Annotated in this window: 20 protein-coding genes; 11 read left to right on the forward strand and 9 right to left on the reverse strand. The window is 66.5% G+C overall.

What is annotated here, in order from left to right:
• Positions 1–14: 14 nt before the first annotated feature.
• The 5 genes from HNP02_RS13000 (at position 15) to HNP02_RS13020 (ending at position 4255) form a co-directional block, all read left to right on the forward strand.
• Entirely contained in the window at positions 15–746 is a 732-nt protein-coding gene (locus HNP02_RS13000; RefSeq protein WP_184438833.1) for a lytic murein transglycosylase, read from the forward strand.
• Between the two features lie 100 nt (positions 747–846).
• The gene (gene eno / locus HNP02_RS13005; RefSeq protein WP_184438835.1) at positions 847–2136 is read left to right on the forward strand and encodes a phosphopyruvate hydratase; all 1290 of its coding nucleotides are present in this window, start codon (positions 847–849) and stop codon (positions 2134–2136) included.
• Positions 2137–2146: 10 nt separating this feature from the next.
• On the forward strand, positions 2147–2824 hold the full coding sequence (locus HNP02_RS13010) for a septum formation initiator family protein (RefSeq protein WP_184438837.1): 678 nt from the start codon (positions 2147–2149) through the stop codon (positions 2822–2824).
• A complete protein-coding gene (locus HNP02_RS13015; RefSeq protein WP_184438839.1) occupies positions 2817–3308 on the forward strand; it encodes a DUF501 domain-containing protein in 492 nt (163 codons plus the stop codon). The genes HNP02_RS13010 and HNP02_RS13015 overlap by 8 nt, the downstream gene beginning before the upstream one ends.
• On the forward strand, positions 3305–4255 hold the full coding sequence (locus HNP02_RS13020) for a Ppx/GppA phosphatase family protein (protein WP_184438841.1): 951 nt from the start codon (positions 3305–3307) through the stop codon (positions 4253–4255). Before HNP02_RS13015 ends, HNP02_RS13020 begins: the two co-directional genes overlap by 4 nt.
• A gap of 286 nt (positions 4256–4541) precedes the next feature.
• Here the strand turns inward: HNP02_RS13020 and HNP02_RS13025 are convergent, their stop codons facing one another.
• Complete coding sequence (locus tag HNP02_RS13025; protein WP_184438844.1) at positions 4542–6422, reverse strand: acetate--CoA ligase; 1881 nt, start codon at positions 6420–6422, stop codon at positions 4542–4544.
• Between the two features lie 66 nt (positions 6423–6488).
• Here HNP02_RS13025 and HNP02_RS13030 point away from each other — a divergent pair, with 66 nt between their 5' ends.
• Positions 6489–7385 carry an alpha/beta fold hydrolase gene (locus tag HNP02_RS13030; RefSeq protein ID WP_184438846.1) on the forward strand — a complete coding sequence of 299 codons (897 nt, stop codon included), beginning with the start codon at positions 6489–6491 and terminating at the stop codon, positions 7383–7385.
• 72 nt (positions 7386–7457) lie between these two features.
• Here HNP02_RS13030 and HNP02_RS13035 read toward each other — a convergent pair whose 3' ends face one another.
• Positions 7458–8117 carry a TetR/AcrR family transcriptional regulator gene (locus tag HNP02_RS13035; RefSeq protein ID WP_184438848.1) on the reverse strand — a complete coding sequence of 220 codons (660 nt, stop codon included), beginning with the start codon at positions 8115–8117 and terminating at the stop codon, positions 7458–7460.
• 124 nt (positions 8118–8241) lie between these two features.
• On the opposite strand from HNP02_RS13035, the gene HNP02_RS13040 reads away from it, so the two are divergent.
• Together HNP02_RS13040 and HNP02_RS13045 are read left to right on the forward strand one after the other, a co-directional pair.
• Positions 8242–9549 carry a cytochrome P450 gene (locus HNP02_RS13040; RefSeq protein ID WP_184438850.1) on the forward strand — a complete coding sequence of 436 codons (1308 nt, stop codon included), beginning with the start codon at positions 8242–8244 and terminating at the stop codon, positions 9547–9549.
• A 193-nt stretch (positions 9550–9742) separates the two neighbouring features.
• A complete protein-coding gene (locus HNP02_RS13045) occupies positions 9743–10570 on the forward strand; it encodes a bifunctional 2-polyprenyl-6-hydroxyphenol methylase/3-demethylubiquinol 3-O-methyltransferase UbiG (protein WP_184438852.1) in 828 nt (275 codons plus the stop codon).
• 103 nt (positions 10571–10673) lie between these two features.
• On the opposite strand, the gene HNP02_RS13050 is transcribed toward HNP02_RS13045, so the two are convergent.
• Genes HNP02_RS13050 through HNP02_RS13080 form a run of 7 tightly spaced genes read right to left on the reverse strand, consistent with a single transcriptional unit; the run spans position 10674 to position 18854 of the window.
• Positions 10674–11381 (reverse strand): response regulator, encoded by a 708-nt coding sequence (locus tag HNP02_RS13050; RefSeq protein WP_184438854.1) that lies wholly within the window; start codon positions 11379–11381, stop codon positions 10674–10676.
• Positions 11378–13915 (reverse strand): sensor histidine kinase KdpD, encoded by a 2538-nt coding sequence (locus HNP02_RS13055; RefSeq protein ID WP_184438856.1) that lies wholly within the window; start codon positions 13913–13915, stop codon positions 11378–11380. The genes HNP02_RS13050 and HNP02_RS13055 overlap by 4 nt, the downstream gene beginning before the upstream one ends.
• Before the next feature lie 22 nt (positions 13916–13937).
• On the reverse strand, positions 13938–14843 hold the full coding sequence (locus HNP02_RS13060; protein ID WP_184438858.1) for a potassium-transporting ATPase subunit C: 906 nt from the start codon (positions 14841–14843) through the stop codon (positions 13938–13940).
• Positions 14844–14847: 4 nt separating this feature from the next.
• A complete protein-coding gene (kdpB, locus tag HNP02_RS13065) occupies positions 14848–16998 on the reverse strand; it encodes a potassium-transporting ATPase subunit KdpB (RefSeq protein WP_184438860.1) in 2151 nt (716 codons plus the stop codon).
• Between the two features lies 1 nt (position 16999).
• Positions 17000–18670, reverse strand: a complete 1671-nt coding sequence (gene kdpA, locus HNP02_RS13070) for a potassium-transporting ATPase subunit KdpA (protein WP_184438862.1) — start codon at positions 18668–18670, stop codon at positions 17000–17002.
• Positions 18670–18759 carry a potassium-transporting ATPase subunit F gene (locus HNP02_RS13075; RefSeq protein WP_184438864.1) on the reverse strand — a complete coding sequence of 30 codons (90 nt, stop codon included), beginning with the start codon at positions 18757–18759 and terminating at the stop codon, positions 18670–18672. Before HNP02_RS13075 ends, kdpA begins: the two co-directional genes overlap by 1 nt.
• Complete coding sequence (locus tag HNP02_RS13080; protein WP_255506449.1) at positions 18756–18854, reverse strand: potassium-transporting ATPase; 99 nt, start codon at positions 18852–18854, stop codon at positions 18756–18758. Before HNP02_RS13080 ends, HNP02_RS13075 begins: the two co-directional genes overlap by 4 nt.
• 339 nt (positions 18855–19193) lie before the next feature.
• Between HNP02_RS13080 and HNP02_RS13085 the strand changes: the two genes are divergently transcribed.
• From HNP02_RS13085 to HNP02_RS13095, 3 genes are read left to right on the forward strand one after another with little or no spacing between them, the layout of a single operon-like run.
• Positions 19194–19988, forward strand: coding sequence for a potassium-transporting ATPase subunit KdpA (locus tag HNP02_RS13085; protein ID WP_221317489.1), 795 nt, complete (start codon positions 19194–19196; stop codon positions 19986–19988).
• Positions 19985–20818, forward strand: a complete 834-nt coding sequence (locus tag HNP02_RS13090) for a LysA protein (RefSeq protein ID WP_184438867.1) — start codon at positions 19985–19987, stop codon at positions 20816–20818. Before HNP02_RS13085 ends, HNP02_RS13090 begins: the two co-directional genes overlap by 4 nt.
• The gene (locus HNP02_RS13095) at positions 20815–21612 is read left to right on the forward strand and encodes a hypothetical protein (protein WP_184438869.1); all 798 of its coding nucleotides are present in this window, start codon (positions 20815–20817) and stop codon (positions 21610–21612) included. Before HNP02_RS13090 ends, HNP02_RS13095 begins: the two co-directional genes overlap by 4 nt.
• The last annotated feature ends 133 nt before the right edge of the window (positions 21613–21745 follow it).

Consider the following 21745-nt stretch of genomic DNA (forward strand, 5'->3'; position numbering starts at 1 on the left):
GTCGAGGGAGTCCGGTGTTGCCAGTGCGTTGGCTGCGGGCGGTCGTAGTCATATGCGCAACGGCCCTGCTCATGGCATCGAGCTGTTCGTGGCAGGTCGGCACCCCCATACCCGAGGGGGTGCCGCCGCCATCGGGCGATCCGGTGCCCGAGATCGACACGCACGCCAAGGGCCGACCCGCCAATCAACTCCATGCCTGGGCGGCGCAGCGTGCACCGGCCCTCGGCATCCCGGTCGCCGCACTGGAGGCCTATGCCTACGCGGCTCGGGTAGCGCAGGTGGAGAACCCGAGCTGTCATCTGGCCTGGACCACGCTGGCCGGCATCGGGATGGTGGAGAGCCATCACGGCACCTACCGCGGGGCCGTCGTCGCGCCGAACGGGAACGTCACCCCACCCATCCGCGGGGTCCGGCTGGACGGGTCCCTCGGCAACATGCAGATCCCCGACACCGACGGCGGCAAGCTCGACGGCGATCCCACCCTGGACAGGGCGATGGGTCCCATGCAGTTCATCCCCGAGACGTGGCGGCTGTACGGCGTCGACGCCAACAACGACGGTGTGATCAGCCCCGACAACATCGACGACGCGGCGCTGTCGGCGGCAGGTTACCTGTGCTGGCGCGGCAAGGACCTCGCGAAACCGCGCGGCTGGATGGACGCGCTGCGCGCCTACAACCTGTCCGACCAGTACGCGCGCACGGTCCGCGACTGGGCCACGGCCTACGCCGACGGCCACCCGCTGTAGCTCTTCGGAGTCGGGATCGGCGTGGGGTAGTCGGCCCCATTAGGCTGATGGCGCCATCACCGAATCAGGTACCAAACGACCACGTCCAAGGAGATGTCCAGTGCCCATCATCGAGCAGGTCGGCGCACGCGAGATCCTCGACTCCCGCGGCAACCCCACGGTCGAGGTCGAGTTGGCATTGAGCGACGGCACGTTCGCCAGGGCCGCGGTGCCCTCCGGCGCTTCGACCGGCGAGCACGAGGCCGTCGAGTTGCGTGACGGTGGCGAGCGCTACGGCGGCAAGGGCGTGGAGAAGGCGGTAGAGGCCGTCCTGGACGAGATCGCGCCCGCCGTCATCGGGCTGAATGCCGACGACCAGCGCCTGATCGATCAGGCGCTGCTGGACCTGGACGGCACGCCGGACAAGTCGCGGCTGGGCGCCAACGCCATCCTCGGCGTCTCGCTGGCCGTGGCCAAGGCCGCCGCCGACTCGGCGGGGCTGCCGCTGTTCCGCTACATCGGCGGACCGAACGCACACATCCTGCCGGTCCCGATGATGAACATCGTCAACGGCGGCGCCCACGCCGATACGGGTGTCGACGTCCAGGAATTCATGGTCGCGCCGATCGGTGCGCCGTCGTTCAAGGAGGCGGTGCGCTGGGGCGCGGAGGTCTACCACTCGCTGAAGTCGGTGCTGAAGAAGCAGGGCCTGTCCACCGGCCTCGGTGACGAGGGCGGTTTCGCGCCCGACATCGCAGGCACCAAGGCCGCGCTCGACCTGATCAGCACGGCCATCGAGGGCGCCGGGTTCAAGCTCGGTTCCGACGTTGCGCTCGCGCTCGACGTGGCCGCGACCGAGTTCTACACCGACGGCACCGGTTACGCGTTCGAGAAGGAGACGAGGACCGCCGAGCAGATGACGGCCTTCTACGCCGAGCTGCTCGACGCGTATCCGCTGGTGTCGATCGAAGACCCGCTGTCCGAGGACGACTGGGACGGCTGGGTGTCGTTGACGACGGCGATCGGCGACCGCGTCCAGATCGTCGGCGACGACCTCTTCGTCACGAACCCTGAGCGCCTGGAAGAGGGCATCGAGAAGGGTGCGGCCAACGCGCTGCTGGTCAAGGTGAACCAGATCGGCACGCTCACCGAGACGCTGGACGCCGTCGCCCTTGCCCACAGCAGCGGTTACCGGACGATGATGAGCCACCGCTCAGGCGAGACCGAGGACACCACCATCGCCGATCTGGCCGTCGCCGTTGGCAGCGGGCAGATCAAGACCGGTGCGCCCGCCCGCAGCGAGCGCGTCGCGAAGTACAACCAGTTGCTGCGCATTGAGGAAGCCCTCGGCGACGCCGCGCGCTACGCCGGTGACCTGGCCTTCCCGCGGTTCACGCCCGCAACCCAGTAACTTTTCACATATGCCCGACGCGAAGCGGCCAGACCCGAAGCGGCGCACTCCCGCGTCGCGGCCGGGCAAGCCGGGTGAGTCGGGTCGCGGAAGGCCACGGGGTGCATCGCCGGTGCAGCGGGAGCCCCGACCCGCACTGCCGCGGGCGACGTCGGAGCAGGCCGAGTCGACGGAGGCCGAGAAGCCGGCCGCCGTCGAGCCCATCAGGCAGGCGATCGCCGAGGCTGCCGAGCAGCAGTCCGAACAGCGGTTGGGTTCGGCGGCCCGGCGCGCGGCGATCCTTGCCGCGGTGATCTGCGTGCTGACCCTGACGATCGCCGGCCCGGTCCGCACCTACTTCGCGCAGCGGACCGAGATGCAGCAACTGGAGACCATCCAAGCCCAATTGCGTTCTCAGATCGCCGATCTCGAACAGCAGAAGGTCAAGCTCGGCGATCCGGTGTTCATCGCCGCCCAGGCGCGCGAACGCCTCGGGTTCGTCATGCCCGGCGAAATTCCCTACCAGGTGCAGCTGCCCGCGACCGCCGGACCGGAGGCGCTACCGGGCACGGCTGCCGCGCCGGTCCCCAGTGGCCAACCGTGGTACACGTCGCTGTGGCACACCATCGCCGATGCGCCGCACGGTCCGCCGGCGGTGCCTGCTGCGCCTGCGGTTCCGCCTCCACCCGCACCGCCTCCCGGTGGCTGACCCCGCCGATCTCGCCGCCGTCGCGCGGCAGCTGGGCCGCGAGCCCCGCGGTGTCCTCGAGATCGCCTACCGCTGCCCGAATGGAGAGCCGGGCGTCGTCAAGACTGCGCCACGTCTGCCCGACGGCACCCCATTCCCGACGTTGTACTACCTGACCCACCCGGCGTTGACGGCCGCAGCGAGCCGGCTGGAGTCCTCGGGGTTGATGCGGGACATGACCGAGCGTCTGCAGAACGACGAGGAACTGGCCGCCGCGTACCGTCGGGCGCACGAGTCGTATCTGGCGGAGCGGGATGCCATCGAGTCGCTGGGCACCACGTTCTCCGGCGGCGGCATGCCGGATCGGGTCAAGTGCCTGCACGTGGTGATGGCGCATTCGCTGGCGAAGGGCCGAGGGGTCAATCCCTTCGGCGACGAGGCGTTGGCCGTGCTGGCCATCGAGCCGGCGATGGCGGGAATCCTGGACCGGAGGAGCTGGACGTGAGGGTCGCTGCGATCGACTGCGGGACGAATTCGATCCGGTTGTTGATCGCCGACGTCGACGCAGTAGGCGATAGAGCCCGGCTGCGCGACGTGCACCGCGAGATGCGCATCGTGCGGCTGGGCGAAGGTGTCGACGCCACAGGGCAATTCGCGCCGGCGGCGCTGTCCCGCACGCGCGCTGCGCTTGCGGAGTACGCCGACGAGATGCGCGTGCACGGCGCCGAGAAGGTGCGGATGGTCGCGACGTCCGCAGCGCGGGACGTGAGCAACCGCGAGGAGTTCTTCGCGATGACCGCCGAACTGCTCGGCGCCGTGGTGCCCGGCGCGGTGGCCGAAGTCATCACCGGGACCGAGGAGGCTGCGCTATCGTTCACCGGTGCGGTCGGCGAATTGGATGGCTCCGCAGCACCTTTCGTCGTCGTCGACCTCGGCGGCGGCTCGACCGAGGTGGTGGTGGGCGACGCTGGGGGTGTGACGGCCAGCTTCTCCGCCGACATCGGTTGCGTGCGACTCACCGAACGGTGCCTGCACTCGGACCCGCCGACGGCCGCGGAGGTCGAGGAGGCCCGAATCGTGGTGCGCGACGCGCTATCCGAGGCGTTGCGGGTGGTACTCGTCGAGGGCGCCAAGACGTGGGTCGGCGTGGCGGGCACCATGACGACGCTGTCGGCGCTCGCTCAGGGAATGGTGACCTACGACCCCGATGCGATCCACTTGTCGCGGGTGGGGTTCGACGGATTGCTGAGGGTGTGTGGCGACCTGATCGCGATGACGCGCAAGCAGCGCGCGGCCCTCGGCCCGATGCACGAGGGACGTGTCGACGTGATCGGCGGTGGCGCGATCATCGTCGAGGAGTTGGCACGGGAGCTAGGTAGCCGTGCCGGAATCGACGAACTGATCGTCAGCGAGCACGACATCCTCGACGGCATCGCGCTGTCGATGGTCTAAGCCGGAGGCGCACCGAAGTACGGTTGCTGACGGCTCGACTCGCGCGACCCGTTCAACAACCGCACGTTCGGCGTTGTTTACTTACGTACGTTGCAGTTTGGCGGGTTTCCGCAATGGTGACCGCCGTCGCATGCGTTGCAATGACACGTGCAACCCGACCCTGCCTTGACCTCTGAAACGCGCATTGCAATTCCTCTGCTGGTTCAGACTGGCATCAACATATGACTACTTCACAATAGTTCGGATCACGCTGAGGCGGAACCGTTGCGGCCGAACCGTGACGCCGTCAGGACTGCAGCACGGGCTTCAGCGCGTCGAGGACCGTGGCGTCCTCGATGGTCGACGGCGGCGCTTCGTCGCGACCGTCGGCGATGCCGCGCATCGTCTTGCGCAGGATCTTGCCCGAGCGGGTCTTTGGCAGCGCTGCGACCACGTCGACCCGCTTCAGGCTGGCCACCGCGCCGATGCTCTGTCGCACGGCCGCGACCAGTTCGTCGACAAGGCCGTCCGCGGACGCACCCGCCTTGAGCACCACGAACCCCCGCGGGACCTGGCCCTTCATGTCGTCGGCGACGCCGATCACCGCGCATTCGGCGACCGCGGGATGGTTGGCAAGCACAGCTTCGATCGAGCCGGTGGACAGCCTATGGCCCGCGACGTTGATGACGTCGTCGGTGCGGCCCATCACGAACAGGTAGCCGTCGTCGTCGAGGTAGCCGCCGTCGCCGGACAGGTAATAGCCGGGGAAGGCCGAGAGGTAGGACGCGACGTAGCGGTCGTCGGCGCCCCACAGCGTCGGCAACGTGCCTGGCGGCAGCGGCAGTTTCACGCAGATCGCGCCCTCCTCGCCTGCGTCGCACTCGGTGCCGTCCGGGCGAAGGATGCGGACGTCGTAGCCCGGCATCGGCACCGTCGCAGAGCCCGGCTTCACAGGCAGGGCCTCGATGCCCATCGGGCCTGCGGCGATCGACCATCCCGTCTCGGTCTGCCACCAGTGGTCGATCACGGGGATGCCGAGTCGCTGCGCGGCCCAGTGGTAGGTGCCGGGATCGAGTCGCTCGCCTGCCTGGAACAGGTAGCGCAGCCCGGACAGGTCGTAGCGGTCGAGGTGCGTGCCGTCGGGGTCCTCCTTCTTGATGGCGCGCATCGCGGTCGGGGCGGTGAACAACGTCTTCACGCCGTGCTCGGCGGCCACCCGCCAGAACGCGCCTGCGTCGGGGGTGCCGACGGGCTTGCCCTCGTAGAGCACTGTCGTGGCGCCAAGCAGGAGCGGCCCGTAGACGATGTAGGAGTGGCCAACCACCCAGCCGACATCCGAAGCGGCCCAATACACGTCGCCGGGATTCGTGTCGTAGACGTGTCGCATGGTCCACAGCAGCGCCACGGCGTGTCCGCCGTTGTCGCGGACGATCCCCTTGGGCTTGCCGGTGGTGCCCGACGTGTAGAGCACGTACAGCGGATCGGTCGCGGCGACCGGGACGGGGTCCACGGGCTCGGCGGCGGCGATCGCCTCTTGCCAGTCGATGTCCCTGCCCGGCACCAGTGCGCAGGGGCATTGTTCGCGCTGCACGATGACGCAGTGAACGGAGTGCTCGGCTGCGTAGTTCGACAGGCCGAGCGCCGCGTCGAGCATCGGCTTGTAGTTGACGGTGCGGGTCGGTTCGATGCCGCACGATGCGGACACCACGACGGCCGGGCGGGCGTCGTCGATGCGGGCCGCGAGTTCGGGTGCGGCGAAGCCGCCGAACACCACCGAGTGGACGGCACCCAGTCGCGCGCAGGCCAGCATGGCGATGACCGTCTCGGGCACCATCGGCATGTAGATCACCACGCGGTCGCCCTTGTCGACGCCGAGGCCGCGCAGCACGCCCGCGAACCGCGCGGTGAGATCCAGCAGTTCGCGATAGGTGTAGGTGCGCTTGGTGTCGGTGACGGGGGAGTCGTAGATCAGCGCCGCCTGATCACCGCGCCCCGCGTCGACGTGTCGGTCCAGCGCGTTGGCGCACGTGTTGAGTTCCCCGTCCGGAAACCACCGGTAGAACGGGGGATTGGAGTCGTCGAGGATGCGTACCGGCTCGCGGATCCACGTCACTGCGCGGGCGGCCTCGGCCCAGAACGTGCACGGGTCTTCGATGCTGGCGTCGAACATTGCTTGGTATCCGGCCATAGCGGCACGGTATCGCGTGGGCTGCCGTTGTCCGGCCGTTCGCCGCGTTTCTCTATAGTCCCTTGCATGGCTACTGACACCACGCCAACAAGCAACGAACCGCCCGCCATCGCGGGCGTGCGCCGATCGTTCGTCGAGGCCCGCGGGGTCCGGTTCCACGTCACCGAGTCGGGGCCGGTGGACGGCAGGCCCGTGATCGCGCTGCATGGCTGGCCGCAGCACCACTGGGTGTACCGGGATCTGCTGGCCGACCCGCCGCCGGGGCTGCGGATCATCGCACCCGACCTGCCCGGCTACGGCTGGTCGGGACCCGCGCCGCACAAGTGGGCCAAGGACGACGTCGCGAGGGACGTGCTGGCCCTCGCCGATGCGCTCGGGCTCGACCGCTTCCTGCTCGTCGGCCACGACTGGGGCGGCTTCGTAGGATACCGGATGGTGCTGTCGTCGCCGGAGCGGATCGACGGCTACCTGGTGATGAACATGGCGCACCCGTGGGTGACCCCGCGGGTCCTGCTGCCGACATTCTGGCGACTGCTGACCTATCAGCCCATGATGGCCACGGTCGGGGTGCAGGTGCACCAGCGCACCAGGATCATCGAGCGGATGGTGTTCGGGAGCGGCCCGGCGAGTCATCGCCTGGATCCCGCGGTCGTCCGCGTCTACACCGAGCGGTTCCGCGATCCGGTGTGCGCCCGCACCGCCAGGGACACCTATCGGACCTTTCTCCTGCGCGAAATACCCTCGAGTGCAAGGAATCCCGAGACCCGCCGCGTGACCCTGCCCGTCAGGGTGCTCTTCGGCACCGCCGACTTCGCGGTACATCAGTCGCTGGCGGATCCGGCGACGGCCAAGGCCGACGACTACACATTCGACCCGGTCGATGCCGGGCACTTCATCATCGACGAGCGCCCGGACCTGGTGCGCGCCAAGCTGATCGCACTCGCCGAAGAGACCTCCCCCTAAGGCGATTTGTGCACGCGCAGTCGCGTCGATCGCGTCGATCGCAACTGCGCGTGCACAAATCGCGCGTTTTGGCTAGCCGGTAACCATCGGCAATAGGTAGGTGCGCACGAATTCGCGTGTGTCGTCGATGGTCTCGAGCTTGATGCTGGTGTGTGGCGTGACGATGAAGGACAGCGTGAGTCGGGTTTGGAGCTCGGCGGCGGTACGCAGCTGGCGCTCCTGGGCGGGCGTCGTGGCGCCTTCACCGTAGATGTCGTTCCGCAACAGGGCAGCCGAGTGTTCGGTGGCGAAGTCGAGGATGGCGCCGGCGTCGATCGTCAGACTGGGCAGGATCGTCTCGGGCTCGGTGTGCAGCAGCTTCTTGAGCAGAGCGTGTCCACGCATGAAGGTCACGCTGAACACCGTGCCGTAGACCAGGCTGTCTTCAAGGGTGTCGCCACGGGCGTGCGCCTGCGAACTGCCCTCCATGAAGCGGCGCGCCTCGGCGAGCACGATGGCATCGGTCAGAGCCGCCTTGGTCGGAAAGCGCCGGTAGAGGGTCGCGCGACCGACACCGCTTCGGCGGGCGACGTCCTCCATGGTGCTGCGCCGCATTCCGACGAGTTCGGCCTGCTCGAGCGTCGCGTGCAGGATGCGGGCGGTGATCTCGTCCGGGTTGTCGACCTGGGCGAGCACGGCGGGATCTGGATCGACGAGCCGCCGCACGAACTCAGCCGTTCGACTCGACGTCACTGGATTCCTCCTTGCCCGCGGCTCTCCGTCGCCGTATCGTGGCGACTGAAGCACGCGAGACATTGATTGTCTTTCTGTCTCGCGCGTCTCATTCTAACCGGTGGCTCTCGGGGAAGAGGTTGTTATGGGCGGCGGACTTTGGGCGCGGTGGGTGGCGATGCACGGGGTGCCGCGGGCCTACATGGCGGTTCACGCGCGGCGGGGCGACCCGTTGGCCCGGCTGATCGCCAATCACGGGCGAGACGATGACCCCTATCCGCTGATGGAAGAGGTCAGGGCGCACGGGCCGCTCATGCACACGCGGTTCGTCTGGGCCAGCGTCGATCACGGTGTGTGCCGGGAAGTTCTGCGGGACAAGAGGTTCGGCGTCACCGCGCCGTCGGACATGGACCTGCCCCGGCCTCTGCCTGCGCTGCTCAAGAGGACCGACCCTGGCGTGGCCAATCCGGTCGAACCGCCTGCGATGGTGATCGTGAATCCGCCGGACCACACCCGCTACCGGCAACTGGTGGCCCAAAGCTTCACCCCACGTGCGACCGAGACGCTCGGCACCAGGGTCGCCGAGGTGACCGCTGAACTGATCGATGAGCTCGCGAGCACGCCGAATCCCGATCTGATCGCCGACTTTGCGGCGAGACTTCCCGTCGCGATCATCGCTGAGATCCTCGACCTGCCCGCCGATAGCCACGACCAGATGTTGGCGTGGGGCCACGGCGGCGCCCCGCTGTTGGACATCGGAATCGGATGGAAGACCTATCGGAGGGCCATCGATGGTCTGCGGGATACCGATGGCTACTTCAACGAGCATCTTGCCCGAATGCGCGACGGCGGTCCGAGTGAAAACCCTTTCAGCAGAATGGCTGCCGACGGTACCTTGACGGATCGCGAGCTCGCGGCGAACGCCGCACTGATCGTTGGCGCGGGCTTCGAGACCACGGTGAACCTGATCGGCAACGGCATCGCCCTGCTGCTCCGACATCCCGAGCAGCTCGCACTACTGCGCGACGACCCCGGCCTGTGGCCCGGCGCCGTCGAGGAGATCCTGCGACTCGACAGCCCGGTCCAGATGACCGCGCGGACGGCTAGTTGCGACGTCGACATCGCCGGACACCGCATCGCACGGGGCGACATGGTCGCGCTGTTGCTCGGAGGAGCCAACCGCGACCCCTTGGTGTTTGCGGACCCCGACCACTTGGACGTCACCCGGGCCAATGCGCGCGAACACCTGGCGTTCGCGTCCGGTATTCACGTCTGTCTTGGCGCCGCACTTGCCCGCATCGAGGGCGTTACCGCGTTGCGCTCACTCTTCGAGGCGTTTCCCGACATGCGTCTCACCGAACCCCCGCGACGGCGAGGGCTGGTCAACTTGCGCGGATTCGCAGGGCTCCCAGCGCAACTAGGTGCCAGGCGGGCCGCAACCGCCGACAAGTAGGCGATTTGTGCACGCGCAGTCGCATTGGTGGTCGCAACTGCACGTGCACAAATCGCGGGGTTGGGCGAGGGCGTCGATCAAGCGTGGCACCGTGGCACGGACGGGCAGGCGATCAGCGAGCGAATGCTGTGCGTGGATCGCGTGACGGCAAAAAGAAGTCGAGCTGTGAACGCCGGGCTGTGAGGATGGAGCCATGACCGACGACTGGCGCCGCATCAACCTGGCGAACTGGGAGTCGCGGGTGCCGCTGCACACTGCACCCGACGGATACGAGCTGGCGGGCTTCGACGACCCCGAGTACCTGTCACCCGTGGTGCGTTACGACCTGCCGCGGCTCGGGCGACTGGACGGTCTCGACGTCGTACACCTGCAGTGCCACATCGGTACCGACACGGTGTCGCTCGCCCGGCTCGGCGCGCGTTCGGTGACCGGGTTGGACTTCTCACCTGCCGCACTCGACGCGGGCCGGGCCTTGACCCGCAGGGCCAACGCCGACGTGCGCTTCGTGGAGTCCGACGTGGATGGTGCGGTCGGGGTGCTCGGTGCGGAATGCTGCGACGTGGTCTACACCGGCATCGGTGCAATCTGCTGGCTGCCCGACATCCGCCGATGGGCGGCCGTCGTCGCCGAACTGCTGAGGCCGGGCGGCCGGCTGTTCATCAGGGAGGGCCATCCCGTGCTGTGGGCGATGAGTGACCCAAGGCCCGACGGCCTGTTGGTGCTCGAGTATCCGTACTTCGAGACCGGCGGCACGGTCTTCGTCGAACACGACACCTACGCCGGTGACGGCGTCGTCACCGCACCCGAGTCGGTCAGCTTCAACCATGGTCTCGGCGAGATCTTCACCGCGCTCACCGAGGCCGGGCTGGCCGTGACCGCGTTGGAAGAACATCGGGAGGTGCCGTGGAACCCGTTGGACGACGCGATGATTCCCAGCCCCGATTACGAAGAGGAGTACATCCTCGCCGAAGGGCGCGACCGGATGCCGTTGACCTACACCCTGCAGGCGATCAAGCGCTGAGTTGGACCGTTCGAACGCGGCGTGAGCGCGCGCAGAGTTGGGGCTGCGTTCGGCGTGTCGCCCGCAAACACGCGCGCTCGGCGGAGGGTCGGACCGCTGAAACCTATTCCTGGAAGCGGTAACCCATCCCGGCCTCGGTCAACAAGTGCACCGGGTGCGACGGGTCGTCCTCCAACTTGCGGCGCAACTGAGCCAGGTACACCCGTAGGTAGTGGGTCTCCTTGGCATAGGCGGGCCCCCACACCTCCTTGAGCAATTCCTCGCGGCCCACCAGCTTGCCCCGGTTGCGGACCAGCATCTCCAACATGCCCCACTCGGTGGGCGTGAGGTGGACCTCGGACCCGTTCTTGGTGACCTTCTTCGCAGCCAAATCGACGGTGAACGACGATGTTTCGACGATGGGTTCATCGGTGTCGGACGCCGCGGCCCCTCGCCGGACGGCGGCCCGCAGTCGTGCGAGGAACTCGTCCATCCCGAACGGCTTCGTCACGTAGTCGTCGGCGCCTGCGTCCAACGCGCCGACCTTGTCCGCCGAGTCGGTGCGGGCGGACAACACGATGACCGGCGCGGTAAGCCAGCCGCGAAGGCCCTGCAGCACTTCGATTCCGGACATGTCGGGCAGGCCGAGATCCAACACGATGACGTCGGGCTTGTGCTCGGCGGCAGCGCGCAACGCGGCACCGCCGGTCGCGGCGGTGGTGACCTCGTAGCCCCGTACGGACAGGTTGATTCGCAACGCCCGCAGAATCTGCGGTTCGTCGTCGATGACGAGGACTCTGATCTTCGGCGGGGTCGTCTTCGGCGCGGTCATGGCCGTTCCTCCTTCGGAGGTGCGGCCAAATCGATTTCGATGGTCAAACCCCCTCCCGGGGTGTCGGTCGCGATCGCGGTGCCGCCCATCGCCTCAACGAATCCCTTCGCAACCGCAAGGCCGAGGCCGACGCCGCTGCTGTTGTGGCTGTCGCCGCCGCGCTGGAAGGGTTCGAAGAGTTGCTCCTCGGTGCCACGCGGTATCCCTGGCCCTTCGTCGATGACCGCGATCAGCACTCGATCGCCCACCTGGCCCGCGTTGACCCGTACCACGCTATCCGGGGCGTAGCGCAGCGCGTTGTCGATCAGATTCGCCAGCACTCGTTCGAGCAAGCCGCTGTCGGCCATCGCCACGGCATCGCCGACCTCGACTTTGACCCTGTCGACTCCCGGTTTGCCAAACCCGGTGGCTCCCTTGCTGATTCCGAGGAGCGCGCGCTGCACCGTTTCCTCCAGGTACACCCTGCGCAGTTCTGGCCGGACCACCCCCGCCGCCAACCGCGACGAGTCGAGCAGGTTCCCAACCAGTGCCGTCAGCTGGTCGATCGACTCCTCGACGGTTGCCAGCAGCTCCGCGGTGTCCTCGGGGGAGAAGCCGACGTCGTCGCTGCGCAGGCTGGACACCGCGGCCTTCGCGCCGGCCAGCGGCGTGCGCAGGTCGTGGCTGACCGCCGAAAGCAGTGCGCGGCGCAATTCGTCTGCTTGCGCAATCGCTTCGGCCTTGCCGGCCTCCTCGGTCAGCTCACGCTGCTTGACCAGCCCTGCCGCCTGCTTGGCAACCGCCCCGAGAACCCTGCGGTCCCGGGCGGCCAGCTTCTTGCCCGAGATCAGCAGCCAGAATTCGTCGTCACCGACCTCGATGGCGGTATCGGCCGTATCGACGTCCACACAAGGGTCGGTGCCGACGCAGGCGATGACGCCGTGGCCGTCGCGGAGCAGGCTGACCGCGCGCTGAGAGTAGGTTTCCCTGACCCGCTCCAGCAGCGTTTCCAGGTCGGCGCCGCGGAGCACCGACCCGGCGAACAGCGCGAGGAGTTCGGCCTCCTGCGACGCGCGCCTGGCCTCCCTTGCCCGGCTCGCCGCGCCGTCGACAAGCGCCGCCACGGCCACGGCCACGGCCAGCAGCACCACGACGGTGACGGCGCTGTCGGGCTCGGCGATGGTGAAGCTGTATCGGGGAACAACCAGGAAGTAGTTGAGCAGGAGCCCGGAGAGCAACGCCGACAGTGCGGCGGGGGCCACGCCGCCGAGCAGCGCAACGATCAGCACCCCGACGAAGAACAGCGCGCTCTCACCGCCGGTAGCGAGATAGGGGTCGAGCACGAACACGATCAGTGCGCAGATGACGGACGGAACGATCACGGCGGCCAGCCAGGACACCAGGTGCCGACGGCGAGGGGACAACGACGACAGCGAGAACGCTCCGCTGGAGCCCTCGTGCGTCACCATGTGGACGTCGATCTTCCCCGAGTGCTGGACCGTCGCGGCGCCGATGCCCTCCTCGAAGATGCGTGCCCACCGCGACCGGCGTGAGGTGCCGAGAACCAGCTGGGTGGCATTGATGTCCCTGGCGAAATCCAGCAGCGCCGCGGGGACGTCGTCGCCGACCACCGTGTGCAACGTCGCGCCCAGGCTGAGGGCCAGCTCGCGCACCTTGCCCATCTGCGGTGCCGAGAGGCCCGAAAGTCCGTCGCCCCGAACGACGTGCACCACCATCAGCTCAGCGCCGGACCTCGATGCGATACGGGAGCCTCGGCGTACCAGGGTTTCCGACTCGGGGCCGCCGGTGACGGCGACCACCACCCGCTCGCGGGCCTCCCAGGTGTCGGTGATCTTGTTGTCGGCGCGATACTTGGCCAGCGCGGCGTCTACCTGATCGGCGAGCCACAACAGGGCAATCTCGCGTAGTGCGGTCAGGTTGCCACGCCGGAAGTAGTTCGTCAGCGCGGCGTCGATGCGCTCGGGGGCGTACACGTTCCCGTGTGAAAGCCTGCGGCGCAACGCTTCCGGCGTGATGTCGACGAGCTCGATCTGCGCGGCCGCGCGGACGATTTCGTCGGGCACCGTCTCCTGCTGTTCGATGCCGGTGATCTGCGCGACGACGTCGTTCAGGCTTTCCAGGTGCTGGACGTTGACCGTCGATATCACGGAGATGCCCGCGTCGAGCAGCTCCTCGATGTCCTGCCAGCGCTTGGGATTCTTGCTGCCAGGAGTGTTCGTGTGCGCGAGCTCGTCGACGAGCACCACCTGCGGCTGGCGCGCCAGCACCGCCTCAACGTCAAGCTCGGGAAAGCTGCTGTCTCGGTAGTCGACGTAGTGGGGCGGGATGAGCTCGATTCCCGTGAGTATCTCCGCGGTCTTCTTGCGGCCGTGTGTCTCGACCACCGCGGCGACGACGTCGGTGCCGCGTTCCAGCCTGCGGTGCGCCTCGCCGAGCATCGCGAATGTCTTGCCGACGCCGGGAGCTGCGCCCAGATAGATGCGCAGCTCCCCGCGTTTCTGCTTGTGGTCGGCCTTGGGCTCGGGCTGCGTCACATGCTCATCATCCACCGGGCAGTCAACCCTTCACCGGATACTTCTTGTCTAGGTCGATGTTGAGCTGCAGCACGTTCACCCGCGGTTCGCCCATGAATCCGAGGTCGCGGCCATACTCGTGGGCCTGCACCGCTTCCCGCACTTGATCGGCACTGATGCTGCGAGCCTTGGCCACCCGATTGACCTGAATGTCGGCGTAGGCCACCGAGATATCGGGGTCCAAGCCACTACCGCTGGCGGTGACCGCATCTGCAGGCACCTGTGGGTCGGTCGCGGCGCCCTTGATGGGCACGACCTGGCCGACGGAGTAGTCGTCGCCGAACTTGGCGCATTCCACGCGCACACCCTCGTAGGTGGCTAGGAACGGCGTCGTTGTCGTCTTGCAGGGCTCGTTGACGCTGATCACGCGGATCGGGTCGACGACGTTTCCACGGGCGTCGCGCGGCCCGATCACCGAAAGCACGGCGCCGACGCCGTCACCGGTGCAGAACGGCCGGGCGCCGTTGACGCCCTCGAGCTTGCCGATGGCGGCGCTGCGTGAGCAGACCAGCGTGAGCAGGCTTGCCTTGTAGCCGTTGTCGGCTTCGGGAAGCGACGGATCGCCGGGTGTGTCGACGATGCTCTCCGGTCCGAGGTTGCTGGCACTGGTGGCCAGCGGGTCGTATCCGGCACCTGCGGCCGACGGCCGGCTCTGGAAGTACTTCGGCAACGGGTTGCCGTCGCTGTCGGTGAAGGACTGACCGATCAGGCCGCTGCCCACCGGCTTTCGGTCCACCTCGATGATCGAGCCGTTGGCCTTGTCGTTCAGACCAGGCACCTGCGCGATCAGCCAGATGAGCACGGGGTAGCCGATGCCGACGATGACGGTGAACACCAGTAAGGCGCGTAGCGCTGCCCAGTGCTGCCGGGCGAGATTTGAAAAGTTCATTCTTTTACATTCCCGGGAAGAGTTGGATTACCAGGTCGATTAGTTTGATCCCGATGAACGGGGCGATGATGCCGCCGAGACCGTAGACGTAGAGGTTGCGGCTCAACAACTTTGACGCACTACTCGGCGTATAGCGCACGCCGCGCAGCGACAGCGGGATCAGCGCCACGATGATGACCGCGTTGAAGATCACCGCGGACAGGATCGCCGATTGCGGGCTGTGCAGCCGCATTACGTTGAGGAGATCCAGACCGGGGAACAGCGCCACGAACATCGCCGGAATGATCGCGAAGTACTTCGCGATGTCGTTGGCGATCGAGAACGTGGTCAATGCACCGCGCGTGATCAACAGCTGCTTGCCGATCTCGACGATCTCGATGAGCTTGGTGGGGTCGGAGTCCAGATCCACCATGTTGCCGGCCTCCTTGGCGGCCGACGTACCGGTGTTCATCGCCACGCCCACATCGGCCTGCGCAAGCGCCGGTGCGTCATTCGTGCCGTCGCCGGTCATCGCAACCAGCTTGCCGCCCGCCTGCTCCTTCTTGATCAGGGCCATCTTGTCCTCGGGCGTGGCCTCGGCCAGGAAGTCGTCGACACCGGCCTCATCGGCGATTGCCTTGGCCGTCAACGGGTTGTCGCCGGTGATCATCACCGTCCGGATGCCCATCTTGCGCATCTCGTCGAACCGCTCGCGCATGCCCTGCTTGACGACGTCCTTGAGGTGAATGACGCCGAGCACCGATGCCTTTCCGTTGACGACCTCGCCAACCACCAGCGGAGTACCACCGGCGGCTGAGATGCCGTCGACGATCTGGCCGAGCTCGATTGGCACGATGCCGCCCTCACCGCGCACCCAATCGGCCACGGAGCTGGCCGCACCCTTGCGCAGCCGGTGCCCGTTCTCCAGGTTGACTCCCGACATCCTGGTCGTTGCGGTGAACTCCACCCAGAGGGCGCTCGAGAGCTCGCCAGGGGTGCGTGCCCGTAGGCCGTACTCCTGCTTGGCGAACACCACGATCGAGCGGCCCTCGGGTGTTTCGTCGGCGAGGCTGGACAGTTGAGCCGCGTCGGCCAGCGCCTCGGGCGATACACCGGGTACTGGCATGAACCCGGCGGCCTGCCGATTGCCAAGGGTGATCGTTCCGGTCTTGTCGAGGAGCAAGGTGTTCACGTCTCCGGCTGCTTCGACGGCTCGGCCCGACATCGCCAGTACGTTGCGCTGCACCAGCCGGTCCATGCCGGCGATGCCGATCGCCGACAGAAGTGCGCCGATCGTGGTCGGGATGAGGCAGACCAACAGCGCCACCAGCACGATGCCGGTTACGCCATTGCCGTTGAGAGCCAGCGAATCCGGAACACCCGGGTTGTTCATCTTGGAGTAGATCGCCAGCGGCTGCAGTGTCGCCACTGCGAATACGAAGATGATCGTCAGCGCGGCGAGAAGGATGTTCAGCGCGATCTCGTTCGGCGTCTTCTGCCGGTTGGCCCCCTCGACGAGGGCGATCATCCGGTCGATGAAGCTCTCGCCGGGTTTCTGCGTGATCTTCACGACGATGCGGTCCGACAACACCGTGGTGCCGCCGGTGACCGCGGAACGGTCGCCGCCGGACTCACGGATCACGGGAGCAGACTCGCCGGTGATGGCCGATTCGTCAACGGAGGCGATGCCTTCCACGACGTCGCCGTCACCTGGAATCACCTGGCCGGCTTCCACGACGACGACGTCGCCCTGCTGCAGCAGAGGTGCCGCGACTTCTTCCTCGCGGCCAGGAACTCCAGCCTGCCAGCCGGTGAGCCGGCGAGCCATGGTGTCGGCCTTGGTCTTACGCAGCGATTCCGCTTGCGCCTTGCCGCGGCCTTCTGCGACCGCTTCGGCCATATTGGCGAAAACGACCGTCAGCCATAGCCAGATCACGGTCAACCAGGCGAACCAGGACGGTTCGACGATTGCCAGAATAGTGCCCCAAGCGGCACCAATCTCGACGATGAACATGACCGGATTGCGCCACAGCGTGCGCGGGTTGAGCTTGCGCAGCGCGTCGGGCGTCGACCTCAGCAGCATCTTCGGGTCGAGCAGGCCGCCCTGCACCCGCTTGTTCAGCGTCACGGCCGGCTGCTGCGCTTCGGGAGCAGAATCAATTGTGGTAGAGGACATTTCAGTGAATTCCTTCAGCGAGAGGCCCGAGTGCCAATGCGGGCAGGAAGGTAAGGGCGACCAGAATGATCGTCACACCGGCAACCATTCCGACGAACTGTGGGCGATGGGTGGGCAACGTACCGATGGATGCCGGTGTGCTGCCCTGTTTGGCCAGTGAACCGGCCAGCGCGAGTACCAGGATCATCGGCAGGAATCGGCCGATCACCATGGCCAGGCCAAGGACGGTGTTGTACCACACGGTATTGACGGAGATGCCTGCGAATGCCGACCCGTTGTTGTTGGCCGCCGAGGTGAACGCGTACAACACCTCCGACAGCCCGTGCGGTCCGGAGTTGAGCATGCCAGCGCGTTGGCCTGGCAGCGCCATGGCGATCGCGGTACCGATCAGCACGATCAGTGGTGTGACCAGAAAGTAGCTCGACGCCAGCTTGATCTCACGCGGGTTGATCTTCTTGCCGAGGTATTCCGGCGTGCGCCCGACCATCAGGCCTGCGATGAACACCGTGATCACCGCGAGGATCAGCATGCCGTACAGGCCGGAGCCAGTGCCGCCCGGCGCGACCTCGCCGAGTTGCATGTTGAACAGCGTGATCATGCCGCCCAGGCTCGTGTAGGAGTCGTGGAACGAGTCGACCGCGCCCGTTGAGGTCAGGGTGGTGGCATCGGCGAACACCGCGGAGTTGGCGATGCCGAATCGCTGCTCGACACCTTCCATGGCCGCGCCGATCGCGGTGGGGTTGGTGCCGTGGTGCTGCAACTGCACGAGCATCATGAAGGCGACACTGATCCCCGCCAGGGTTGCCATGACGGCGGCTATTGCGTAGCCCTGCTTCTTGCTGTCCACCATGCGACCGAAGGTGCGTGGCAGCGAAAAGCTGATCACAAGCAGCAGGAAGATCTCGATCCAGTTCGTCCACGTGGTCGGATTCTCGAACGGGTGCGCGGAGTTGGCGTTATAGAACCCGCCGCCGTTGGTGCCGAGTTCCTTGATCGCCTCCTGGCTGGCCACCGGACCACCGGTGATGGTTTGTTGGCCGCCGGCGAGGGTGTTGACGACCTGGTCGTGCAGGTGGAAGTTCTGGATCGCGCCGCCGGCGATCAAGATGATCGCCGCGATGATCGAGAAGGGCAGCAAGATACGAATGATGCCGCGGGTCAGGTCCACCCAGAAGTTGCCCAGCTCACCGGCGTGCCTGCGGGCGAAGCCACGGACAAGAGCGATCGCGACTGCCATGCCCACCGCGGCCGACGCGAAGTTCTGCACGGCCAGACCGGCCATCTGGACCAGATGGCCCTGCGTGGACTCGCCGGAGTAGGCCTGCCAGTTGGTGTTGGTCACGAAGCTGACGGCGGTGTTCCAGGCCAGCGCAGGCGTCATCGGTGTTGCGGGGTCATTGAGGTGCAGCGGCAACTTGCCCTGGACCAGCTGGAAGACGAAGAGGAACAGAATGCTGACGGCCGAGAACGCCAGCAGGCTGCGCACGTAGGCACCCCAGGTTTGTTCGGACTTCGGGTCAGCCCCGATCAACCGGTAGATCAGCCGCTCGGGACGCGAATGTTTCGCCGAGGTGTAGACCCGGTACATGTAGTCGCCAAGCGGCACGTGTACCGCGGCAAGGGCCAAGATCAGCAGCGCGAGAAACAGGATCCCCGCCGTCGTAGTACTCACTAGAACCTCTCGGGGAAGAGCAGGGCGGCGAAGAGGAATACCGCGATGAGTATCGCCAGGGCCAGGCCGATGACGTTGTCGTAGCTCACAGCCGCTCGACTAACTTCTGCACCAGGCCGAGCAGGGCGAAGATCGCCACCGTCAGCACGATGAACACCACTACGGACATGTCGTCTCCGTTCAATGAAACCTGCGGGCGCTCGGGTGTCGGTCGAGACAGCCTCTGCCGGGCCCCTGCGTTGAGGGCCAGACCCGAAGTTAGACCCGCACGAGCAGGGCGAAGGCGTCCATTGACGCTTTCTTTACGCCGCCGCCTGAGTCCTTTACGGTCTTCCTTCGGCGAGGCGATCGGGCACCTCGGCCGTCCCGTCAAGATCGCGTCAACGGGCGTCGATTCGGCGTTGCGATCGCGTAATCATTGGGTGGCTGTCGGGCGATAGCTCATACGGTTATCCGACGACAACCCGAAGACAGAGGAGGCGGGGTCATCGACGGTCCGCAGTACTGGGGGCAAGCGGCATGGTTGCAGGTCGCCGCCGTCATCGCCATCGTGGTGATCTTGCATGTGCCACTTGGGAATTACCTGGCCAGGGCATACACCGCCCCGACCAGTTGGCGGGTGGAGATGGCGATCTACCGGATCGTCGGGGTCGAACCCGACAACGAGCAACGGTGGACGAAGTATCTGACTTCGCTGTTGGCAATCTCGGCGGTAAGCGTTTTGCTTCTCTACGGGATATTGCTTGGGCAAACGTATTTGCCGGAACCGTGGGGCCATAAGGGAATGACACCGGCATTAGCGTTCAATACCGCCGCTATTTCCTTTACGTCCAATACCAGTTGGCAGAATTATCCCGGTGAATCCACTCTCGGGCATGTCGGGTTGACCGCAGGCCTCGGCGTGCAGGCGTTCGCGAGTTGCGCCGTCGGAATGTGCGTCGCGATTGCCCTGATTCGTGGTTTCACGCGCAGGGAGCGTAACGAGATCGGCAATTTCTGGGTAGATCTGGTGCGGACGGTGGTACGCATCCTGATCCCGCTGTCCGTCTTGGTGGCGGTGATCCTGCTGATCGTCAGTGTCACCTTGATCATGGTGGGACTGGAGTACCTGCCCGCGCTCGCACTCGGCCCCCTTGCCGACGCGCTGGGTGAGCCTCTGCTCGGTGTCAATGCGGCGTCAAGGTTTGCCCGGGGGCCGTCAAGAGATCGCAAAGTACCTGGTCAGCGGATCGGGATCGGTGGATCGTCGATGTTGTGCCCAGTCGGCAGCAGGCCGGGGCTCGTCGAGACAAGGTGTTGGTGGACAAGGTGTCGGTGACTCTCTCGGACGTCTTTCTTTCGGTGATTTCAGGAACGACGCCGCACGCCTCCGCGGCGCGCAGGCATCCAGTGGTGCACGGTGACGACGGCCAGATCCCGCCGTTGTCGGGACCTCTGCTCCGCTGCGTGGTCTACCGCCGCGCCTTCTCGACGACCGAGATAGCCCTTCCCGCACGCGCATTGCGAAATTCCGCCGTGGCCAAGTGGGTCAGAGACCAGAACCTGGCGGTCGACGTGCGCTCGAGCGAGGACCTCGGGGTGGCACTTGCCGCCGGAATTCATCCGGCGCGGTTGACCATCCACGCCGACGCATTGAGCGCGAACGAAATCCTGTTCTGCGCGGCGAATCTCGGAGTCAACCGATTGGTCGTCACCTCGACCGACCAGGTTGATCTGCTGGCCTCGCGCGCTCCGCGGCGCAGGCAGGGAGTGCTCGTCGCGATGACGGACCGCAACGCGGTCGCGGACGGCGCTACCGGCGAAGCAGACGAAGCGGTCGGCGTGATCCTCGACCGCGGCCGGCTCGACCTGGTCGGTCTGCACTGCGAAATCGGTTCGCGGGAGCGGGACTTCATCAGCTATCCCGCCGCCATCGGTCACATGATCTCCGCGATGGCCCACATCAGAGACGAGCACGACATCGTGCTCTCCGCCCTGGCACTCGGCGGTGGCCGGGCCGTCCCGCCGGGCGACTGGGCGGTGCAACTGCCGAAACTCGCGTCCGAGATCGATGAATCACTCGACGATGCCTGCGCCACGCTGCGCTTCCCGCGCCCCATGGTCGCCATCTCGGCAGGTCTCGCAATTCTCGGTCAGGAGGCCGCATGACCGCACACCACCCCCGCAGCGTCTGGGCGCTACCGGCGGAAGCCACCGCACGATTTCACGTCGGCCTGACCCAGCGCCCAATTGCGCAACCACTGGATCCCCGACTAGACGTGACCGTTGCGTTGCGCCGGTGCGCGACGTACCGAAAGGCATTGCGCGCAGGCGCAATCAGCTATCCGGCGGGCATCTTGTGGATGGAGCCGGTATCCAACTGGGTGAAGCGGCACGGTGTAAGTGTCGACGTGACGAGCGCCGACGAACTGAAACTCGCCGTTGCGGAGGGAATTTCGCCGCCGCGTCTGGTCATGCATTGCGCCGACGCGACCGCACGCCAGATTCGCCTCGCCGTCAACGCAGGCGTCGGGCGCTTGGTCGTGCACTCGGGCCAACAGATCGCGCTGCTCGCCAGCTGCGCTCAACGGCCCCAGCGGCTGCTGGTCGACGTGACGGCGCAACCCGCTGACGTGCTGGCGGCGGCGATCATGGCCCGTCAACGACTGGACCTCATCGGGCTGCACTGTCGGCTTGGCGACGCCGGTCGTGACGCGGCAGGCGACAGCGTGCAGGAGATGATCGCCCAGATGTCGTGGATCCGCTCCAAGCGCGACGTCATCCTCACCCGTGTGAGCCTCGCCGAGTTCCACGCTGCCGAAGTTGGTTGCGAACGCAGCTACCTGCGCGTCGTTTCCGAGGACTTGGACGAAGCGATCGACGACGCGTGCGCCAGGTACCGCTACCCACGGCCCGCACTCGTCGTGGCGATGAGGCGATCCGCACTCAGCCCAACCACGTAGAGGCCGCCGCCGCGAAGCGGCTCGCCGCGTCGGTTGCGGCACTGACACGAAAATATGGTGACCCCGAGCAGGTGACCAGTGATCGATCGCAGGTTGCTGGCTATGCGGTGTCGGCCAGTGGTGCGAGCATGAC

The sequence above is a fragment of the Mycobacterium sp. AZCC_0083 genome, from assembly GCF_014202335.1.
Lineage (GTDB): Bacteria > Actinomycetota > Actinomycetes > Mycobacteriales > Mycobacteriaceae > Mycobacterium.